The sequence below is a fragment of the Nonomuraea maheshkhaliensis genome (assembly GCF_039529435.1).
Taxonomy (GTDB): Bacteria; Actinomycetota; Actinomycetes; order Streptosporangiales; family Streptosporangiaceae; genus Nonomuraea; species Nonomuraea maheshkhaliensis.
Genome location: NZ_BAAAMU010000022.1, coordinates 40,217 through 58,714, shown reverse-complemented (window position 1 = coordinate 58,714; position 18,498 = coordinate 40,217). Strand labels below are relative to the sequence as shown.

Here is an 18,498-nt window from a genome sequence, read left to right as displayed (position 1 = left end):
GGCTGGAGATCGAGTGGCCGGACGGCCCGGTGCCGCACGATCTCCAGCCCGCGCATCGGATCCAGGGCGGCCGCGTCGGGCGGCTGCCCGTCGACCGCCCAGCCGGCTCCGGCCCAGTGCAGGCGGGCCGGCTCCTTCTCCGGCGTACGCGCGAAACCGCAGGGGGTGGGGGACATGAACGAGGTGCTCCTGACCACTCGGCAACCGATCGGCGCCTACCCTACGCCCGTTCCACCACCCGGCGGACGCGGATACGGCCCTCGTTCACGGCCGGTGAACGAGAACACGGAACCCCGCGTCACTCGTCGCCCTCGACCCGCATCACGCTCGCCACCGCCCGCACGATGTCGAGCTCGCGCAGCCCCTCCATGGTCGCCGTCAGCGCGGCGTCCGTGGCGCGGTGGGTGACGATGACGAGCTGGGCGTCGTCGCCGTGCCCCTCCTGGCGCACGGTCTGGATCGACACGTCGTGCTTGGCGAACAGCTCCGCCACCCGCGCCAGCACGCCCGGCTTGTCGGCGACGTCGAGCGCCACGTGGCAGCGCGTGACGGTGTCGCCCATCGGGTGGACGGCCAGGTCGGCGTAGGTGGACTCCTCGGGCCCGCGCGTGCCGGCCAGGCGGTTGCGGCCGACGGCCACCAGGTCGCCGAGCACGGCTGAGGCGGTCGGGGCCCCGCCGGCGCCCTTGCCGTAGAACATGAGCTGCCCGGCCGACTCGGCCTCGACGAAGACCGCGTTGTACGCCTCACGTACCCCGGCCAGCGGGTGGGAGCGCGGGATCATCGCCGGGTGGACCCGCACGCCGAACGAGCGGCCGTCGTCGGAGCGGGCACAGATGGCCAGCAGCTTGATGACGTAGCCCATGGCCTTGGCGGAGGCGACGTCGGTGGCGGTGATGTCGGTGATGCCCTCGCGGTGCACCTCCTCGGCGCGCACCCGGCTGTGGAAGGCGAGCCCGGCGAGGATGGCGGCCTTGGCGGCGGCGTCGAAGCCCTCGACGTCGGCGGTCGGGTCGGCCTCGGCGTAACCGAGGGCCTGGGCCTCCTCCAGGGCGTCGGTGAAGGAGGCGCCCGTGGAGTCCATCTTGTCGAGGATGTAGTTGGTGGTGCCGTTGACGATGCCGAGCACCCGTTTGACGTGGTCGCCGGCCAGCGACTCTCGCAGGGGGCGCAGCAGCGGGATGGCCCCGGCCACGCTGGCCTCGAAGTAGAGGTCGCCGCGGCCGGTCCTGGCGGCCTCGTGGAGCGCGGCGCCGTCGGCGGCCAGCAGCGCCTTGTTGGCGGTGACCACGGACTTGCCCCTGGACAGGGCGGAGACGATCAGCGAGCGGGCGGGCTCGATGCCGCCGATGACCTCGATCACGATGTCGACGTCGTCGCGGGTGACCAACGCCTCGGCGTCGGTGGTGAGCAGCGCGGGGTCGACCTCGACGTCGCGTTTGCGGCCCAGCCTGCGTACGGCGACACCGGCCAGCTCCAGCGGGGCCCCGACGCGGGCGGCCAGGTCGCCGGCCTGCTCGTGCATGAGCCTGATGACCTGAGACCCGACGACGCCGCAGCCCAGCAGAGCCACTTTCAGCGGTTTCACAGCTGCCCCCTCAACAAGTCGTCCTCGGTCTCGCCCTGCACGATCACGCGCGAGACGCCGCCTGAGACGGCGACCACGGCGGGCCTGGGCAGGTAGTTGTAGTTGTTGGCCAGCGAACGGCAGTAGGCGCCGGTCGCGGCCACGGCGATCAGGTCACCGGGGGCGAGGTCGGCCGGCAGGTGGAAGTCGCGCACGATGATGTCGCCGCTCTCGCAGTGCTTGCCGACCAGGCGGCTGAGCATGGGCTCGGCCTCACTTGACCGGCTGACCAGCGCGGCGGTGTATTCGGCGCCGTAGAGTGCCGTGCGCACGTTGTCGCTCATACCGCCGTCGATGCTCACGTAGGTGCGCAGGCCCTCGACGTCCTTGATGGTGCCGACCTCGTAGAGGGTGATGCCGCCGGGGCCGACGATGGTGCGTCCTGGCTCGACGGTGAGGCGGGGCACGGGCAGGCCGGCGTCCACGCAGACCTTGGCGACGATCTCGCGCAGGCCGTCGGCGAGCTCCTTGATGTCGGGGGCCTCGTCGCCGTCGACGTAGGCGATGCCGTAACCGCCGCCGAGGTCGAGCTCGGGCAGCACGACGCCGTGTTCGTCCTTGATCTGGACGAGCAGCGTGGCCAGCCGGCGCGCGGCCACCTCGAACCCGGCCGTGTCGACGATCTGGGAGCCGATGTGGGAGTGCAGGCCGACCAGCTCAAGCTGCGGCAGGGCGAGGATGCGGCGCACGGCCTCGGCCGCGGCCCCCGCGTTCAGCGACAGGCCGAACTTCTGGTCGTCGTGGGCCGTGGCGATGAACTCGTGGGTGTGGGCCTCGACCCCGGTGGTCACCCTGACCATCACCTTGGGCCGCTTGCCCAGCTGCTCGGCGAGGTAACCGAGCCTGGTGATCTCGTCGTAGGAGTCGACCACGATGTGGCCGACCCCGGCCTCCAGGGCCTTGGCCAGCTCGGCCTTGGACTTGTTGTTGCCGTGCATGGTGATGCGCTCGGCGGGGAAGCCGACGCTCAGCGCGACCGCCAGCTCACCGCTGCTGGCCACGTCGAGGCCGAGGCCCTCGTCCTGGAGCCAGCGCACGATCTCCTTGCACAGGAACGCCTTGCCGGCGTAGTGGACCTCGGAGCCGGCGAACGCCGTCGCGTAGTCGCGCATGCGCGAGCGCACGTCGTCCTCGTCGATGACGTAGAGCGGGGTGCCGTGATCGCGGGCCAGGTCGCGCACGTCCACGCCGCCGACGGTGAGCGCGCCTTCCGCCCGGCTCGACGTTCGGGGCCAGATCGAGGGGTTGATCCGGTTGAGGTCGGCGGGCGCCAGCGGCGGGCGCTCGTGCGGCAGCATCTCGGCGTGCCGGTCCCCGGCGGGGTGGGCGAATCGACTCACCCGATCGAGGCTATCGGAAGCGCCAGTGAGCCATGACCCTGTGACCACGTATCGAGACGCGATCACGCCCTGGAAGGGATATTTTTACGCTTTTTCGCCTTTTAACCGAATATTTTGTGATTCATTACAGCCGATCGGGGCCCGGCAGGACCTCGCGCACGGCCGCCGCCACCCGTACCCGCGCCGTGTGCACGGCACCCGGCTCCTCCTCCCCCATGGGAACGGCCGGAGCCCGCTCATGGGCGTCGTGATAGGCCAGCGCCAGCCGCAAAAGGTAGCTCTCCCAGCCGGGCTCCCTGCTGACCAGCCGCCCTGGCAGCTCGGCCAGCGCCCGCAGCACCCGGCGGTGCCAGGGGTCGTCGAGCAGCTCGGCCGCGAACCCGGTCTCCGGCACCCCCAGCTCGCGGGCCCACCTCAACGCGGCGCAGGCGCGCGCGTGCCCGTAACGCACCACGAAGCCGGGGTTGTCCCACGTACGGGGAAAGTCCGGCCACGAAGGCTCGAACGGCGGGCGTGCCCAGGCCGACCGCAGCAGGTCGCCCGGCACGGTCACGACGATCCGCAGGAACCCCTTCCCGCGCACCTCCACAGAAGCGACCCCGCCGAGCGCCCGCACCCGCTCGGCCAGCTCCCCCGCGTCCAGGCCCCGCCGCAGCGCGGCGGCGGAGACGTAGACGGCCTCGCGCTCCCACGACCCCTCGGGCGCCGGCGGCTCACCGAGCACGGCGGCCAGCTCCTCGGGTGTCATGCGGACACCCTCTCAGATGAGCGCGTGCGGCTCGGCCGAGCCGTATTCGACCAGGTGGGCCGCCCCCAGCAGCCAGCGGTCCTCGTCACGCACCCGCACGTAGCCGAACCGGTCGGCGGAGAACACCTTGATCCCGTCCGTACGGCACTGCCGCATCAGGACCTCGTCCCAGCCCTCCGTGAGGTCGGCGAAGCCCAGCTCGCGCAGGGCGTTGCGCCTGGCCAGGAGGGTGCCGCCGGTGATCTCGGGCAGGTAGGAGTATTCAGCGTCGGGCTGCTTGAGCAGCGTGGCCTGGGGCTTGCGCAGGTGGGCGTAGAAGGCGGCCTTGCCGACGATGTCGGCGGTGGTGAACAGGAAGGCCCGGCGCAGGTCCGACAGGTAGTGGGGGCCGTAGACGTCGCGCGGGTCCATGACCGCGACGAGGTCGGCCTCGCACAGGTCGATGCCGGCGTTGAGCATCGCGCCCTCGGTCATCGCCGGCTGCGGGCGCCGGTAGATGACCTCCACGTCCGGCAGCACGTCGCGGGCGCGCAGCTCGGCCTCCGGCGGCCCGATGACGATGAGCTGGTCGACGCCCGACTGCCGGGCGACCTGGGCGAGCGCGTGCTCCATCAGGTACGGGTCGAGGATGGGCAGCAGCACGGAGGTGTTGAGCGTGGGCCGCGCGCTGGGCAGGCCGATGGCGTCCAGCAGCTCGTCGATGCGCTCGCTCATCGTCCCCATCGAGTACGCCCGCCGCAGCGCCACGTGCGCCCGCCGCGAGTCGTCCTCGGTGCCGATGGGCGTGCCGCAGGCCGCGATCTCGGCCAGCCGCCACTGCGGGGTGCCCGGCGGGCAGTCGGCGGCGGCGGGCCAGCGGTAGGAGGTCAGGACGTCGGGGTAGGCCAGGTGGCCGGGCAGGAGTTGGTCGAGCGTGAGCACCCGGTCGATGCGGCCCCCGGCCAGCGGCAGCGGGTTGTGCACCCGCGGCTGCACCCCGAACTGCAGCCGCGGCCAGGCCACGGTCAGGTCGGTGGTGAAGCGGTGCTCGAACAGGTCGGCCGCGGCGGCATAGGCGGCGACATCGCCCCCGGTGTGCCAGAAGACCGTGCGGATGCCGCGCTCGGCGCACCAGGCCAGCAGCGCCTTGAGCCCCTCGCCCGGCTCTCCGGTGATCTCCTCGGCCCACGGGCCCTGCGTGACGGACTCGACGACCAGCAGGTGGGGCACTTCGAGCGGCAGCACCCTGGCGAAGTCGCGGGGCGTGAACCCGGTGGTCTGCCGCCACTCGTAGCGCAGCAGCGCCTCGGCGTGCGGGTCGGCGATCACCGCGGCGGTCAGGTGCGGGCGCGTGTTGGGGCCCGTCGGCACCCGGAACGGCTTGAGCTTGAAGGAGGCGCCGCCGAGCGTCCTGGTGGTGCTGGTGGCCTGGAACGCCGCACCCGGGCGCTCGTCCTTGGGCTTGACCGCGGCCACGGGCCTGCGCTTGGGCGCGCTGGGCCGCTTGACCGGCTTGGCGGCGCCCTTGAGACCCCTGGCCAGGCGCACCGGGTTGCTCTTGCCGCTCTTGATGGCGTCGCCGAGGCGGTTCCAGCGGGCGACCTTGATCGACGACAGCTTCCAGTTGGCCACCTCGGCCTGGAAGCGCTGCTCGGCCAGCTCCTTGCGCAGCTTGTCGGCCGCCGCCTGCTCGGCGGCGAGCCGCTCCTCGGCCTCGCTCAGCTGCTCGGCCAGCGCCTTGGCCTCCTCGGCGTTCTGCTCCGCCGCTGCCAGCCTGGCCTGGGCGGCGTCCAGCAGCCTGGCCAGCTCGGCCGCCCGTCCGGCCTGGGACACGGCCTCACGCAACGCCCGGCGCGTGCTTTCAAGCTCTGTGGACACTGGACCTCCGCTCTCTCAGCCCGGCAAAGGATACTCTTTTGCGGGAAGCGTCTCGAAGGGATGAGATCCGGTGCAGTTCAATGTAAGGCCCTATATCTGTGGCGCTCTCGGCCGGATCGACGCCGCCGTACTCGGCAAGCTGACAGCCTCAGGACCGAAGGTGCTCCCGGCTCTGCAGTCGCCCGAGGCGACGCTGTACAGCTCCACGCCGCTGCCGCCCTATCACCGGGCGGGCCACGCGTTCGCGTTCGCCTGGGGCGAGCGCAGGCCGAAGGCCCCCGACGAGTGGATCACGGTCGCGGAGACGTACGAGACGCCGGGGCTGATCGGCGACGGGCGCAAGGTGACACTGCACACCGGCGCGCTGGGCCTGGTGGACCTCTACTACGTGCGCCTGGGCGACGCGGTCTACTTCTCCTCCCTCATCCAGCCCCTGCTGAACCTCGCGCCGGTCGCGATCGACTGGTCGGCGTGGGCCTCGATCCTGCAGGTCACGTTCCCGCTGGGCGAGGCGACGCCGTACAGCGAGGTCAAGCGGCTGCCGGGGGCGAGCGCGCTGGTCTGCGAGGACGGCCGGCTTTCCACGGAGCGGCTGCTGCCGCGCTGGCTGCGCACGGAGCCGTTCGAGTCGTGGATCAGCCCGGGCGAGATCGTCGAGCTGCTGCACAAGGTCTACGAGGACTACGACGGCCGCAAACTCCTGGTGCCGGTCAGCGGCGGGTACGACTCGCGGCTGCTGGCCGGCGTGGCCAGCGCCAGGGGCATGGACGTGGAGTCGTGGACGACGAGCCCCGACGACGGCACCGACACCGACATCGCGTTCGCCCGGTCGATCACCAGGGAGCTGGGCATCGCGCACCGGGTGATCACCCAGGACGCGGCCGCCTACCCCGAGGACGCGATGGAGGTGGCGCGCAGGCTCGAATACCTGACCCCGCACCACGCCTGGTACGCGCCCTTCGCCAAGGAGGTGCACGGCGCGGGCCGGATCCTGGTCGACGGCCTGGCCGGAGGTCCGCTGCTGAAGAACTTCATGGTCAGCGGGGCCGCCTTGGAGGCCACCACGCAGGAGGAGCGCTCGGCGGCCGTGCTGGGCTCGCTGTCGCTCGGGCAGCCGACGCAGCCGTTCCTGTCCAAGGCGGCGGCCCAGTGGATGGAGGAGACCGTACGCGAGCAGTTCGCGACCGCCACCTCCATGCTCCACGGGCACCGGGCCGAGCTGCCCCTGTCGGTGCTGCACACGAGAACCGTGCGGGGCATCGCACGCTCGGCGGTCAACCTGGTGGGCCCTGAGGCGTCGTTCGCGGCGCCATTCATCCATCCTGAGTTCTTCGACGCGGCGCTGTCGGTGGGCGTGGCCCGCAAGGACAAGGGCCGCTTCTACCGCGAGGTGCTGCATGCCGCCAACCCGAGGGTGGCCGCCCTGCCCTCCACGAACGTGGTCAAGCAGCCCCTGCGGAGGGTGCCCCTGCGTTCCACGGCGGCGCCTGCCCGAAATTATTCGCACCGCATGCTGGAGATCGTGGTGAACCGGGTGCCGGGGCTGCTGTCGGACGAGCTGCACGAGGTGGTCGCCGGCGGACCGGACGCGCTGACCAGGTTCAACGGCTGGAACGATCGATTCTGGGTGCGCGGTCTGGTGCTGTTCGGACTGTGGCTGAATGACTTCGAGAGCGACCTCTCGGACCTGGCCACACCTTTTTAGTGAACTCTCGGTAACAGGGCGATTACATACGGATCTCCCGGGTATTAACCATCGCACAGCAGAAGCGGGTTCCGGAAAGCCAACGGGCTGGTAGTGTTCGGCCCGTAAGCGCCGCACAAACGGGCACCAGATCACAAATCAGGTTCCGTCCGAGGGCATGGGGTTCGCAGGGATGACGACCCCACGCGGCGCGGTCACCAGATAACAACGCCGGGGCAACCGGTGACTTCGTCCTGCCCACATCTCTTCCTGTGAGCGACATAATGATCAACGCATCCCCAATATCAGAGCCGATCTCCGAGGCCTTCGTCTCGGAGGATCCAGCCTGGTACAAGCGGGCGGTGTTCTACGAGGTTCTCGTCCGGGGGTTCAAGGACTCCAACGGCGACGGCACCGGCGACCTGCGCGGCCTCATCGAGAAGCTCGGCTATCTCGAGTGGCTGGGCGTGGACTGCCTGTGGCTGCTGCCGCTGTACGAGTCCCCGCTGCGCGACGGCGGATATGACATCTCGGACTACATGAAGATCCTCCCGGACTTCGGGGACCTGGGGGACTTCGTGCAGCTGATCGAGGCGGCGCACGAGCGCGGCCTGCGGATCATCACCGACCTCGTGATGAACCACACCAGTGACCGGCACCCCTGGTTCCAGGCGTCCCGGCACGATCCCGAAGGGCCGTACGGCGACTTCTACGTGTGGTCGGACCATCCTGGTGGCTATCCCGACGCGCCGATCATCTTCATCGGCGCGGAGGAGTCCAACTGGACCTACGACCCGGTGCGTAAGCAGTACTACTGGCACCGTTTCTTCCACCACCAGCCGGACCTGAACTATGACAACCCGGCGGTGCAGGAGGCCATGCTGGAGGTGCTGCGGTTCTGGCTGGACCTCGGCATCGACGGTTTCCGGCTGGACGCGGTGCCCTATTTGTTCGAGCGGGAGGGCACGGCCTGCTCCGGGCTGCCGGAGACGCACGCCTACCTGAAGAAGGTCCGCTCCGAGGTCGACCGCCTCTACCCCGACCGGGTGCTGCTGGCGGAGGCCAACGGCTGGCCCGAGGACGTGGTCGAGTACTTCGGCGACCCCACCACCGGGGGCGACGAGTGCCACATGGCCTTCCACTTCCCGCTGATGCCGCGCATCTACATGGCGGTGAAGAAGGAGACCCGCGAGCCGATCTCCGAGATCATGTCGCTCACCCCCAAGCTGCCCGAGAAGGCGCAGTGGGGCATCTTCCTGCGCAACCACGACGAGCTCACGCTCGAGACGGTGACCGAGGAAGAGCGCGACTACATGCACAAGGAGTATGCCAAGGACCCGCGCATGCGGGCCTACCTGGGCATCCGCCGGCGCCTGGCCCCGCTGCTCGACAACGACAGGGACCGGATCGAGCTGTTCACCGCGCTGCTGTTGTCACTGCCGGGCTCGCCGATCATCTACTACGGCGACGAGATCGGCATGGGCGACAACATCTGGCTGGAGGACCGCGACTCGGTCCGCACGCCGATGCAGTGGAGCCCCGACCGCAACGCCGGGTTCTCCTCCGCCGACCCCGGGCGGCTCTACCTGCCCGCGGTCATGGACCCGATCTACGGCTTCCAGGCGGTCAACGTGGAGGCCCAGCAGCGCCACGAAGGGTCTCTGCTGCAGTTCACCCGCAAGATGCTGGAGATCCGGCGCAGGCACCCGGTGTTCGGCGTCGGGGCGTACACGGAAATGTGGTCCTCCAACCCCTGCGTGCTCACCTACGTGCGCGAGGACCGCGACGACGTGATGCTGTGCGTCAACAACCTGTCGAAGTTCCCGCAGCCGGTAGAGCTGGACCTGCGCCGCTTCGAGGGCATGACGCCCGTCGAGGCGCGGGGCGGGGTGCCCTTCCCGTCGATCGGGGAGCTGCCCTACCTGCTCACGCTGCCGGGGCACGGCTTCTACTGGTTCGCGCTGAAGAAGCCCGAGGACAGCCTCACCGAGAAGTGACGGGCACCTGGGCACGGGCCGCGCGGCGCGCGGGGATGAGCGCGACCGCGAGCGCCGTGCCCACGGCCACCAGCACCGTCACGGTCACCGTCAGCGGTGACGGCGCGCGGCCGATGCCCGCGCCGACCCCGCTGGTGTGACCTTGCAGGTCGATCAGGCCGGTGACGACGGAGACACCGGCCGCGGCGCCCACGCCGACGCCGAGCACGACCAGCAGGCCCGTGCCGGTCACGAGCGTGGCCATGACCTGGCGCGGGGTCAGACCCATGGCCTTGAGCACGGCCAGGTCGAACGCGTGGTCGCGCAGGCCGAGCGCGCTGGCGGTGAGCAGGTTGGCCAGGCCGATGAGGGTCAGCACGGCGATCAGCGCCACGATCACCACCCTGATGATCGACAGCCGGTCGGCCGGGTTGATCGCGGCCTGCACGTCCAGGCCCTCCTTCGACTCGGCCAGCAACCGGCCGCGCACCTCCGACGGGTCGGCGCCCGGCTTGAGGGCCAGCGCGTAGAACTCCGGCGGCACCGAGTCCTTGGCCGCCAGGCTGTCGAGCCCCACCGAGAGCACCTCGCCGTCCTGCTCGGGCTCGACGGTCCTGCCGACGATCCTGACGATCAGCGGGGTGCCGCCCACGGTGAGCCGCACCCGGTCACCGATCTTGACCCCGAGCAGGTCCAGCAGACCCTGCCCGGCGACCGCCTCGCCCTGGCGCCCGTATTCGCGGCCTTCGACCACGGGGAACGGGTACGGCTGCGTCGAGCTGCCGATCGCCCGCACCCTGACCGACCGGGCCTCGCCGGGGGCCAGCGCGTTCACGTCGGTGCCCGGATAGACGGCGGCCACGTCCTTGTCGGCCCTGACGAGCCGCTCGGCCTCGGCCGGCTCGATCTTGCCGGGCCTGGCGTAGAGGCCGGCGTGCTGGCCCACCTGTTCGGGGTGGGCGAGGAAGTTGTCGAGCGTGGCCCACACGCCGAGCCCGATGGTGATCATCATCATCGGCACGGCCAGGCCGAACGCCGTCAGGAAGGCCGGCACCCGCCGGGTGAAGGCGTCTCTGGTGCCGAGGACGAGGGCGGGCGGCAGGCGTACGAGCAGGGCCAGCCGGGCCAGCCTGGACAGGCGGCCCCTGGGCGGCGCGGCGGGCACGTCGGGGATGGGCGGCGTGCGCCCGCCCCGCCAGGCCGGCACGCCGACGGCGGCCAGCACCGTCAAAGCCGTGCCCGCGACGATGGCCAGCACGGGGATGGGCGCCACGGAGGTCGCGCCGAGCATCGCCGCCATCACGCCCCAGCCGGAAAGCGCGCCGATCACCACCCCCAGCAGGCCCAGGGCACCGTGCTCGACCAGGAGCAGCAGCGCGATCTGGCCCCGGGTGAAGCCCAGCGACTTGAGCGTGGCCAGGTCACGAAGCTGGCCGAGCACCCGGCCACCGGCCGCGTTGGCCAGCGCGAGCGCGGCGGCCACCAGCCCGACCACGCCGAACAGCGCCAGCAGCGTGCCCAGCAGCCGGTTGTCCAGCTCCATGGCCGCTCTGACCTCGCGCCAGGTGTAGACGCGCTGCAGGCGGTCCTCCAGCATGACGACCACGCGCTGCGAGACCACCTGGGACGCCTCGGGGTCGGCCAGGCGTAACCCGGTCACCCACTCGCTGCGGCCGAGCATGGGCTCGATGCGGTCGAGCATGATGGGCAGCACGTAGGCCAGGCCGGGTGTCCACTCGGGATAGAAGCCCTGGTCGGCGGAGTCGGCGATGCCGCGTACATAGAGGGTGTGGCGCTCGCCGCTGATCGCGATGATGGTGAACGCGGCGCCGATGCGCAGCCCCAGCGAGGCGGCGAAGGAGCGTTCGACCACGGCCCCGTCGGGCTGGGAGGGGTCCAGCCACCTGCCCTCGGCCACCACGGGATGGGCCACCAGCGGCGGGGTGGCCGGCATCGCGCGCAGCGAGGCCGGCTCCTTCTTGCCGTCTTGCGCCACGGTGACGGGCGCCGACCGGTAGGGGCCCGCGGTCTGGGTGACGCCGTCGATGCCGCCCAGGGCCACCTGGGGGCTGTCCTTGGTGTGCAGCCAGACGTGGGCCCCGTCGGTCTGGGCGAACAGGCTGCGCCACGGGTTGGTGCCGTCTTCGAGCAGGGTCGCCGCGGTGATCAGCGCGGCCACGATCCCGGCCACGGTCAGCACGGTCAGCACCGCCTGGCCCTTCCTGGCCCGCAGGTCGGCCCTGATCCACCGGTTTCCCGCCAGAGACGCGCTCACCGGAGGTCGATCACTTCACCGGCCGTGCGCGTACGCCTGCGCGCGATGCGCCCGTCGTCCACGATCTCCCCGTCGAACAGCGACACCAGCCGGTCGGCCAGGCTCGCCACGCGGGCGTCGTGGGTGACCATGACGATGGTCTGCCCCTCCTTGTGCACCTCGCCGAGCAGGCGGAGCACGTCGCGGGTGTTGCGGCTGTCGAGGTTGCCCGTGGGCTCGTCGGCCAGCAGCAGGCTGGGCTCGTTGGCCAGCGCCCTGGCCAGCGCCACCCGCTGCTGCTCACCGCCGGAGAGCTGGGCGGGCGCGGCCTCGGCCCTGTCGGTCAGGTTGAGCGCGGCCAGCAGGCTCTCCCGGCGCTCGCGGGCCACCTTGGGCGAGGCGCCGGACAGCAGCGCGGGCAGCTCGACGTTGTCGCCGACGGTCATGTTGGCGACCAGGTTGAAGAACTGGAAGACGAAGCCGATGCGCTTGCGCCGCAGCAGCGCCCAGGCGCTCTCCGAGAGGGTGTCCACCCGCTTGCCGTCGAGCCAGATCTCGCCGCTGGTCCTGGTGTCGAGCCCGCCCAGCATGTGGACGAGCGTGGACTTCCCCGAGCCGGACGGCCCCATGATCGCGACGAACTCTCCCGGCTCGACCTGGAGGTCCACCCCGCGCACGGCAGGCACGGGCACCGCGCCATCCTGGTAGATTTTGACCAGATTGACCGTTTTCACAACCGTGCTCATGCCAGATCCTCCTGGCATCGCTCCAACCAGTCAAGGTCGGCTTGAAGGTGCAACATCGCTCCCTCGATGAGCAGCATCGCCACCCGATCCGTGTCGGGCGTACGGGAGAGGATGTCGTTGAGGTCGCTCATGAGCGACAGATAGTGGCGGCGCTGCCGGCTGATCAGCGCCATCCGGTCGGCGATGCCGGTGAGCGGGGCGAGCACGAGCTTCATGAAGAACTCGTCGCGCACCCTGGGGCCCTCGGTAGGCTCGTCGACCCAGGCCTCCAGCACCTCCCGGCCCTTGGCGGTCAGATAGTAGACCTTCTTGTTGGGCCGGTTGGACTGCTCGACGTCGACCGCCCTGATCAGGCCGTCCTTCTCCAGCCGGCCGAGGGTCACGTATATCTGGCCGATGTTGGGGGAGGGATAGGCGCTGCCGAAGGTCTGCTCAAGCGCCTGTTTCAGCTCGTAGCCATGAGCCGGCTCCTTGGCCAGAAGCGCCAGCAGGTGCGGCCGCACCGCCCACCCCCTCACTCATGTTACGTACGCGTTACAGAGATATCCGTTGACCTACAGATTACAGGTGTGCATAACATGAATGCATCTACCTAACACGTATGTAAACCGATCCGAACGCGGAGGTAACAGTGCTTCGCTCGCTGCCGGTGCTGCTGGCCGTCGCCCTGGCGGCTGGATGCGCGGCGACGGGCGACGAGGGCGGCGGCGAGACCGGGACGGGCGGCACAGGCCCGATCACGTTCGCCACCGGACGCGACACCACGGCGTACCTGCAACCCCTGCTGGACCGCTGGAACCAGGCCCACCCGGCCGAGAAGGTGACGCTGCTGGAGCTGCCCGAGGCCGCCGACGAGCAGCGTGCCCAGATCGGGGCCAACCTCCAGGCCCGCAGCAGCCGCTACGACGTGCTGGGGCTGGACGTCGTGTGGACCGCCGAATTCGCGGAGAACGGCTGGATCATCCCCCTGGAGCGCGGGTTGTTCCCGCTCGACAGGTTCCTGCCGCCCGTCGTGGAGACGGCGATCTACAAGGACAAGCTCTGGGCCGTCCCGTACACGAGCAACGCCGGGTTGCTCTACTACCGGACGGACCTGGTGAAGAAGCCGCCCAGGACATGGGCCGAGCTTCGCCAGCAATCACGACAGATTACGAAAAAGCACAACATAGGGGGCTATGCGGGGCAGTTTCTTGCCTACGAGGGGCTCACGGTCAACTTCTCCGAGGCCGTGCAGTCGGCCGGCGGGCAGATCGTCAGCCAGGACGGCACCGAGGTCACCCTCGACCCCGTCACGGGCGGGACCGCGCTCGGCTTCCTGCTCCAGGGGCTGCGCGAGGGCTGGATCCCCAAGGAGTCGCTGAGCTACAAGGAGGAGGAGTCGCGCCTGGCCTTCCAGGAGGGCCGCCTGGCCTTCGCCAGGAACTGGCCGCACGCGTACGGACCGGCCAAGGCCGAGCTGGGCCGCAAGCTGGGCGTGACCCGGCTGCCCGGCCGGAGCGGCCCCGGCTCCAGCACGCTGGGCGGCGCGAACCTCGCCATCAGCGCCTACTCCAAGCACCAGCACACCGCACAGGAGTTCATCCGCTACTTCACGAGCCTGGAGAACGAGCGCCGGGTCCTCACCGAAGGCTCGTTCCCGCCCGTGTGGACCGAGCTCTACGACGACCCCGACCTCATCAAGCGTTTCCCTTACCTGCCGGTGCTCAAGGAGAGCATCCTCGCCGCCAGGGCACGGCCGGTGAGCGCCAACTACAACCAGCTCAGCCTGGTGATCGCCAGTTCGGTCGCCAAGGCGCTGGGCGACCCCTCCCCGGAGTCCGCCGACGACGTCGCGGCCTCCATGAAGTCAGAACTCGAAGAAATCATCAGAACCCAGTGAGGCAGCCATGCGAAAAGGCAGAGCAGCAGCGATCCTGGCCGGGCTCGCGGTAGCCGTCGCCGCCTGCGGTAACGCGCCGACGACCACCGCGCCCACCGCGTCGGAGTCGGCGCCCGCCAGCGGCGGAGGCGGCAAGACGCTCCAGGGCGTGAAGCTCGAAGTCGCCGCCAAGTGGACCGGGGCGGAGCAGAAGAACTTCGAGCAGGTGCTCAAGGCTTTCTCCGACAAGACCGGCGCGGAGGTCACCTACGCCTCCACCGGCGAGGACACGGGCGCCTACCTGGGCCCGCGCATCCAGGGCAACAACCCGCCGGACGTGGCGATCCTGCCGCAGCCCGGCCTGGTGCAGCAGTACGCGGAGCAGAAGGCGCTCAAGCCGCTGTCCGCCGACGTCACCAAGGAGATCGACGCCAACTACACCCCGTACTGGAAGGAGCTCGGCTCCGTCGACGGGCAGGTCTACGGCGTGCTGATCAAGGCGGCGCACAAGTCGCTGGTCTGGTACCGCTCGTCGGCCTTCGACGAGGCGGGCGTGCAGCCGGCCACCACCTGGGACGAGCTGGTGAAGTCGGCGCAGACCCTGGCCGACTCCGGCACCGCGCCGTTCTCGCTCTGCGGCGCCTCCGGCTGGACGCTGACCGACCTCTTCGAGAACGTCTACCTGTCCACCGCGGGCCCGGAGAACTACGACAAGCTCTCCAAGCACGAGATCCCGTGGACCGACCCGAGTGTGAAGACCGCGCTGGAGAAGATCGCGCAGATCGCCGGCAAGAAGGAGTTCGTCGCGGGCGGCTCGTCGGGCGCTCTCCAGACCGACTTCCCCACCTGCGTGAACGACGTCTACAGCACCAAGAAGGCCGCCATGGTGATCGAGGCCGACTTCGTGGCCGTCGAGGCCGTGCAGTCGGGCGCCAAGCTCGGCGAGGAGGCCAAGTACTTCCCGTTCCCCAAGGCCGGTGACACCGCTCCGGTCGTGCTCGGCGGCGACGTCGCGGTGGCCATGAAGGACTCCCCCGGCGCCATGGCGCTGGTGCAGTTCCTGGCCTCCAAGGAGGGCGGCGAGATCTGGGCCAAGCTGCCCGGCTACCTGTCGCCCAACAAGAACGTCTCCCCCGACAACTACCCCGACGAGCTGACCAAGCAGCTCGGCCAGACGATCGTCTCGGCCGGCGACGCCGTCCGCTACGACATGTCGGACCTGGCCCCGAGCGCCTTCGGCGGCACCGACGGCAAGGGCGAGTGGAAGGTGCTGCAGGACTTCCTGCGCAACCCCACCGACGTCAAGGGCACGCAGGACGCGCTCGAAGCCGAGGCCAAGAAGGCCTGGAAGTAAAGAGGTAAGGCCGTGACCGAACGGTTGGACGGCCGGCAGGACTCGCCCGCGGCGGAGGCCGCGGGCGAGCCCCCCACCGGACCGGCTGATACCCCCCGCAAGAGAACACGCCTAGGCCCCTCGCCGACGGTCGCCATCTTCTTCCTCCTGCCCGCGGCGCTGCTGCTGGGCATCTGGGTGATCTATCCGATCGGCTTCTCCATCTTCCGGAGCCTGTTCGACTCGGTGGGCACCGGATTCGTGGGGCTGGGCAACTACGCCACGATCTTCAGCGATCAGGGCATGCTCACCACGATCCGCAACAACCTCATCTGGGTCGTCGTCGCGCCGATCATCGTCACCACGCTGGGCCTGATCTTCGCGGTGCTGACCGAGCGGATCAGGTGGGCGACGGCGTTCAAGCTGATCGTGTTCATGCCGATGGCCGTCTCGCTGATGGCCGCCGGCGTCATCTTCCGCCTCGTCTACGAGGAGAACCCGGACAAGGGCCTGGCCAACGCCATCCTCACCACTGTCCACGACACGTTCTCCTCCTCGCAGGGCTACCCCGAGGCACGCCCGCGTGAGGGTGACCAGTCCCAGGTGGCCGCCCAGGACGGCGGCGTCGTCACCAAGCAGCCCGCCCAGGCGGGCCAGCCGGTGCTGATCCCGATCGTCGGCGTCAAGCCGGACGTCATGCCGTCCAACGCGCAGGCCGCGCAGGCTCCGGCGGGCGACGGGCTGTCAGGCACCGTCTGGTTCGACTTCACGCCGGGAGGCGGCGGCCAGAGCGGCGCGATCGACGGCACCGAGAAGGGCCTGCCCGGCATGACGGTCGAGGCGGTCCAGAACGGCCAGGTCGCGGCGACCGCCACGACCGCGGAGAACGGCTCGTTCCGCTTCGACGGCCTGGCTCCCGGGTCCTACGTCGTACGGCTGCCGCAGTCGAACTTCGAGGCTTCGTACGGCGGCCTGACCTGGCTCGGCCCGGCGCTCATCACCCCCGCCATCATCGGCGCGTTCGTCTGGGTGTGGGCCGGATTCGCCATGGTGCTGATCGCGGCCGGCCTGGCGGCGATCCCGCGTGACGCCCTGGAGGCGGCCCGCATCGACGGCGCCACGGAGTGGCAGGTGTTCCGCAAGATCACCGTGCCGCTGCTGTCGCCGGTCCTGCTCGTCGTCTTCGTGACGATGATCATCAATACCCTGAAGGTGTTCGACCTGGTCTTCATCATCGCCCCGTCCTCGGTGCAGCCGCAGGCGAACGTGGTCGCGCTGGAGATGTGGCGCGTGTCGTTCGGCGGTGGCGGGAACCAGGGACTGGGCAGTGCGCTGGCCATCTTCCTGCTGGTTCTGGTCCTTCCCTTCATGATCATGAACATCCGCAGGTTCAGGAGGGAGAACGCGTGACCACGGCAACCGCAACGGCTCCGAAGGGGCTGGAGGCCGGGACGCCGCGCAGGGGCCTGGCCAGCAAGATCGTCGATCGCATCGGCAGCGGCGCGGTCCAGGTGATCATGGTGCTGCTCGGCCTGTTCTGGCTGGTGCCCACGCTCGGCCTGCTGGTCGTCTCGATGCGGACCAACCAGGTCAACAGCGCCGAGGGCTGGTGGACGATCTTCACCAAGCCGGCCGAGCTGACCATCCAGAACTACGCCAACCTGCTCGGCAGCGGCTTCACCGCCTCCTTCTGGAACACGGTGCTGATCACCGTGCCGACCACGGTCCTGGTGATCGGCATCGCGGCCATGGCGGCGTACGCGTTCGCCTGGATGGACTTCCCCGGCCGCGACACCTCGTTCCTCATCGTCGTCGGCCTGCTGATCGTGCCGATCCAGATCGCGCTGATCCCCGTCGCCTCCCTCTACGGCGGCGCCGGCATCTTCGGCTCGATCCCCGGCGTGGTGCTGTTCCACGTGGCGTTCGGGCTGCCGTTCGCGATCTTCCTGCTGCGTAACTTCTTCGTCGGCATCCCCTCCTCCCTGCTGGAGGCGGCGCGCATGGACGGCGCCTCGGAGTGGAAGATCTTCGCCTCGGTGGTCTTCCCGCTGGGCAAGCCGGCCATCGCCTCGCTGGGCATCTTCCAGTTCCTCTGGGTGTGGAACGACATGCTCATCGCGCTGGTCTTCGCCGACACCGGCAACCAGCCGATGACCAAGTATCTGCAGTCTCAGATGCGGCAGTTCGGGTCGAACGTCGACATTCTCTCGTCCGGTGCGTTCATGTCGCTGATCATCCCGCTGGTCCTGTTCTTCGCGTTCCAGCGGTACTTCGTCCAGGGCATGATGTCCGGCTCCGTGAAGTAGCGGCCGCCTCGTGATCATTCTGGTACGGCTCGCCCCGACGTTTCGGGGACGAGCCGTACCAGACCTGACTAAGCTCAACGGGCATGGCCGGTCGTCCACTGAACGAAGTCGTCGAAGCCGGATGGGCACGTGCACTCGAGCCCGTATCCGAGCAGATCTCCCTGATGGGCGAGTTCCTGCGTAAGGAAATCGCCGAAGGCAGACAGTACCTTCCCGCGGGCTCGAACGTGCTGCGCGCGTTCAACCAGCCCTTCGACGAGGTCAAGGTGCTGATCGTGGGCCAGGACCCCTATCCCACGCCGGGCCACCCCGTCGGGCTGTCGTTCTCGGTGGCCCCCGACGTGCGTCCGCTGCCGGGCAGCCTGGTCAACATCTACAAGGAGATGGAGACCGACCTCGGCCTGCCCAGGCCCGCCAACGGCGACCTGACGCCGTGGGCCGACCAGGGCGTGCTGCTGCTCAACAGAGTGCTCACCGTCATGCCGGGCAAGCCCGCCTCCCACCGCGGCAAGGGCTGGGAGCAGGTCACCGAGCAGGCCATCCACGCCCTCGTGGCGCGTGGCAAGCCGATGGTGGCGATCCTGTGGGGCCGCGACGCGCGCAACCTCGCGCCCATGCTCGGCAGCGTGCCGCGCGTCGAGTCCGCCCACCCCTCCCCCCTGTCGGCGCGCAGCGGTTTCTTCGGCTCGCGGCCGTTCAGCCGGGCCAATGAGCTGCTGATCCAGCAAGGCGCGACGCCTGTCGAGTGGAAGCTGCCCTAGCATCGTCG

General features: G+C 69.8%; 14 protein-coding genes. 7 read left to right on the top strand and 7 right to left on the bottom strand.

Going from position 1 to position 18,498, the window contains the following annotated elements:
• Positions 1–298: 298 nt before the first annotated feature.
• From ABFX54_RS17355 to ABFX54_RS17340, 4 genes are all read right to left on the bottom strand, one after another.
• Positions 299–1,588: a homoserine dehydrogenase gene (locus ABFX54_RS17355; protein ID WP_346105976.1), complete on the bottom strand. Its 1,290-nt coding sequence runs from the start codon at positions 1,586–1,588 to the stop codon at positions 299–301.
• Positions 1,585–2,967, bottom strand: a complete 1,383-nt coding sequence (gene lysA / locus ABFX54_RS17350; RefSeq protein ID WP_346105975.1) for a diaminopimelate decarboxylase — start codon at positions 2,965–2,967, stop codon at positions 1,585–1,587. The genes ABFX54_RS17355 and lysA overlap by 4 nt, the downstream gene beginning before the upstream one ends.
• A 124-nt stretch (positions 2,968–3,091) precedes the next feature.
• Positions 3,092–3,715, bottom strand: a complete 624-nt coding sequence (locus tag ABFX54_RS17345) for an anticodon-binding protein (protein WP_346105974.1) — start codon at positions 3,713–3,715, stop codon at positions 3,092–3,094.
• A gap of 12 nt (positions 3,716–3,727) precedes the next feature.
• Positions 3,728–5,572, bottom strand: a complete 1,845-nt coding sequence (locus tag ABFX54_RS17340; RefSeq protein ID WP_346105972.1) for a glycosyltransferase family A protein — start codon at positions 5,570–5,572, stop codon at positions 3,728–3,730.
• Positions 5,573–5,642: 70 nt separating this feature from the next.
• Between ABFX54_RS17340 and ABFX54_RS17335 the strand changes: the two genes are divergently transcribed.
• Both ABFX54_RS17335 and treS read left to right on the top strand, forming a co-directional pair.
• Positions 5,643–7,277 carry an asparagine synthetase B family protein gene (locus tag ABFX54_RS17335; RefSeq protein ID WP_346105971.1) on the top strand — a complete coding sequence of 545 codons (1,635 nt, stop codon included), beginning with the start codon at positions 5,643–5,645 and terminating at the stop codon, positions 7,275–7,277.
• A gap of 263 nt (positions 7,278–7,540) precedes the next feature.
• Entirely contained in the window at positions 7,541–9,253 is a 1,713-nt protein-coding gene (gene treS, locus ABFX54_RS17330; protein ID WP_346106068.1) for a maltose alpha-D-glucosyltransferase, read from the top strand.
• Here treS and ABFX54_RS17325 read toward each other — a convergent pair.
• From ABFX54_RS17325 to ABFX54_RS17315, 3 genes are read right to left on the bottom strand one after another with little or no spacing between them, the layout of a single operon-like run.
• Positions 9,240–11,507, bottom strand: coding sequence for an ABC transporter permease (locus ABFX54_RS17325; protein WP_346105970.1), 2,268 nt, complete (start codon positions 11,505–11,507; stop codon positions 9,240–9,242). The genes treS and ABFX54_RS17325 overlap by 14 nt on opposite strands.
• Positions 11,504–12,232, bottom strand: a complete 729-nt coding sequence (locus ABFX54_RS17320; protein ID WP_106248131.1) for an ABC transporter ATP-binding protein — start codon at positions 12,230–12,232, stop codon at positions 11,504–11,506. Before ABFX54_RS17320 ends, ABFX54_RS17325 begins: the two co-directional genes overlap by 4 nt.
• Positions 12,229–12,735 (bottom strand): PadR family transcriptional regulator, encoded by a 507-nt coding sequence (locus tag ABFX54_RS17315; RefSeq protein ID WP_346105969.1) that lies wholly within the window; start codon positions 12,733–12,735, stop codon positions 12,229–12,231. The genes ABFX54_RS17320 and ABFX54_RS17315 overlap by 4 nt, the downstream gene beginning before the upstream one ends.
• 128 nt (positions 12,736–12,863) lie before the next feature.
• Between ABFX54_RS17315 and ABFX54_RS17310 the strand changes: the two genes are divergently transcribed.
• From ABFX54_RS17310 to ABFX54_RS17290, 5 genes are all read left to right on the top strand, one after another.
• Positions 12,864–14,111: an ABC transporter substrate-binding protein gene (locus ABFX54_RS17310; protein ID WP_346105968.1), complete on the top strand. Its 1,248-nt coding sequence runs from the start codon at positions 12,864–12,866 to the stop codon at positions 14,109–14,111.
• A 7-nt stretch (positions 14,112–14,118) separates the two neighbouring features.
• Positions 14,119–15,444: an ABC transporter substrate-binding protein gene (locus tag ABFX54_RS17305; protein WP_346105966.1), complete on the top strand. Its 1,326-nt coding sequence runs from the start codon at positions 14,119–14,121 to the stop codon at positions 15,442–15,444.
• 12 nt (positions 15,445–15,456) lie between these two features.
• Positions 15,457–16,833, top strand: coding sequence for an ABC transporter permease (locus ABFX54_RS17300; RefSeq protein ID WP_346105964.1), 1,377 nt, complete (start codon positions 15,457–15,459; stop codon positions 16,831–16,833).
• Positions 16,830–17,729: a carbohydrate ABC transporter permease gene (locus ABFX54_RS17295; protein WP_346105962.1), complete on the top strand. Its 900-nt coding sequence runs from the start codon at positions 16,830–16,832 to the stop codon at positions 17,727–17,729. The genes ABFX54_RS17300 and ABFX54_RS17295 overlap by 4 nt, the downstream gene beginning before the upstream one ends.
• An 83-nt stretch (positions 17,730–17,812) precedes the next feature.
• Positions 17,813–18,490 (top strand): uracil-DNA glycosylase, encoded by a 678-nt coding sequence (locus ABFX54_RS17290; RefSeq protein ID WP_346105960.1) that lies wholly within the window; start codon positions 17,813–17,815, stop codon positions 18,488–18,490.
• Positions 18,491–18,498: the final 8 nt, after the last annotated feature.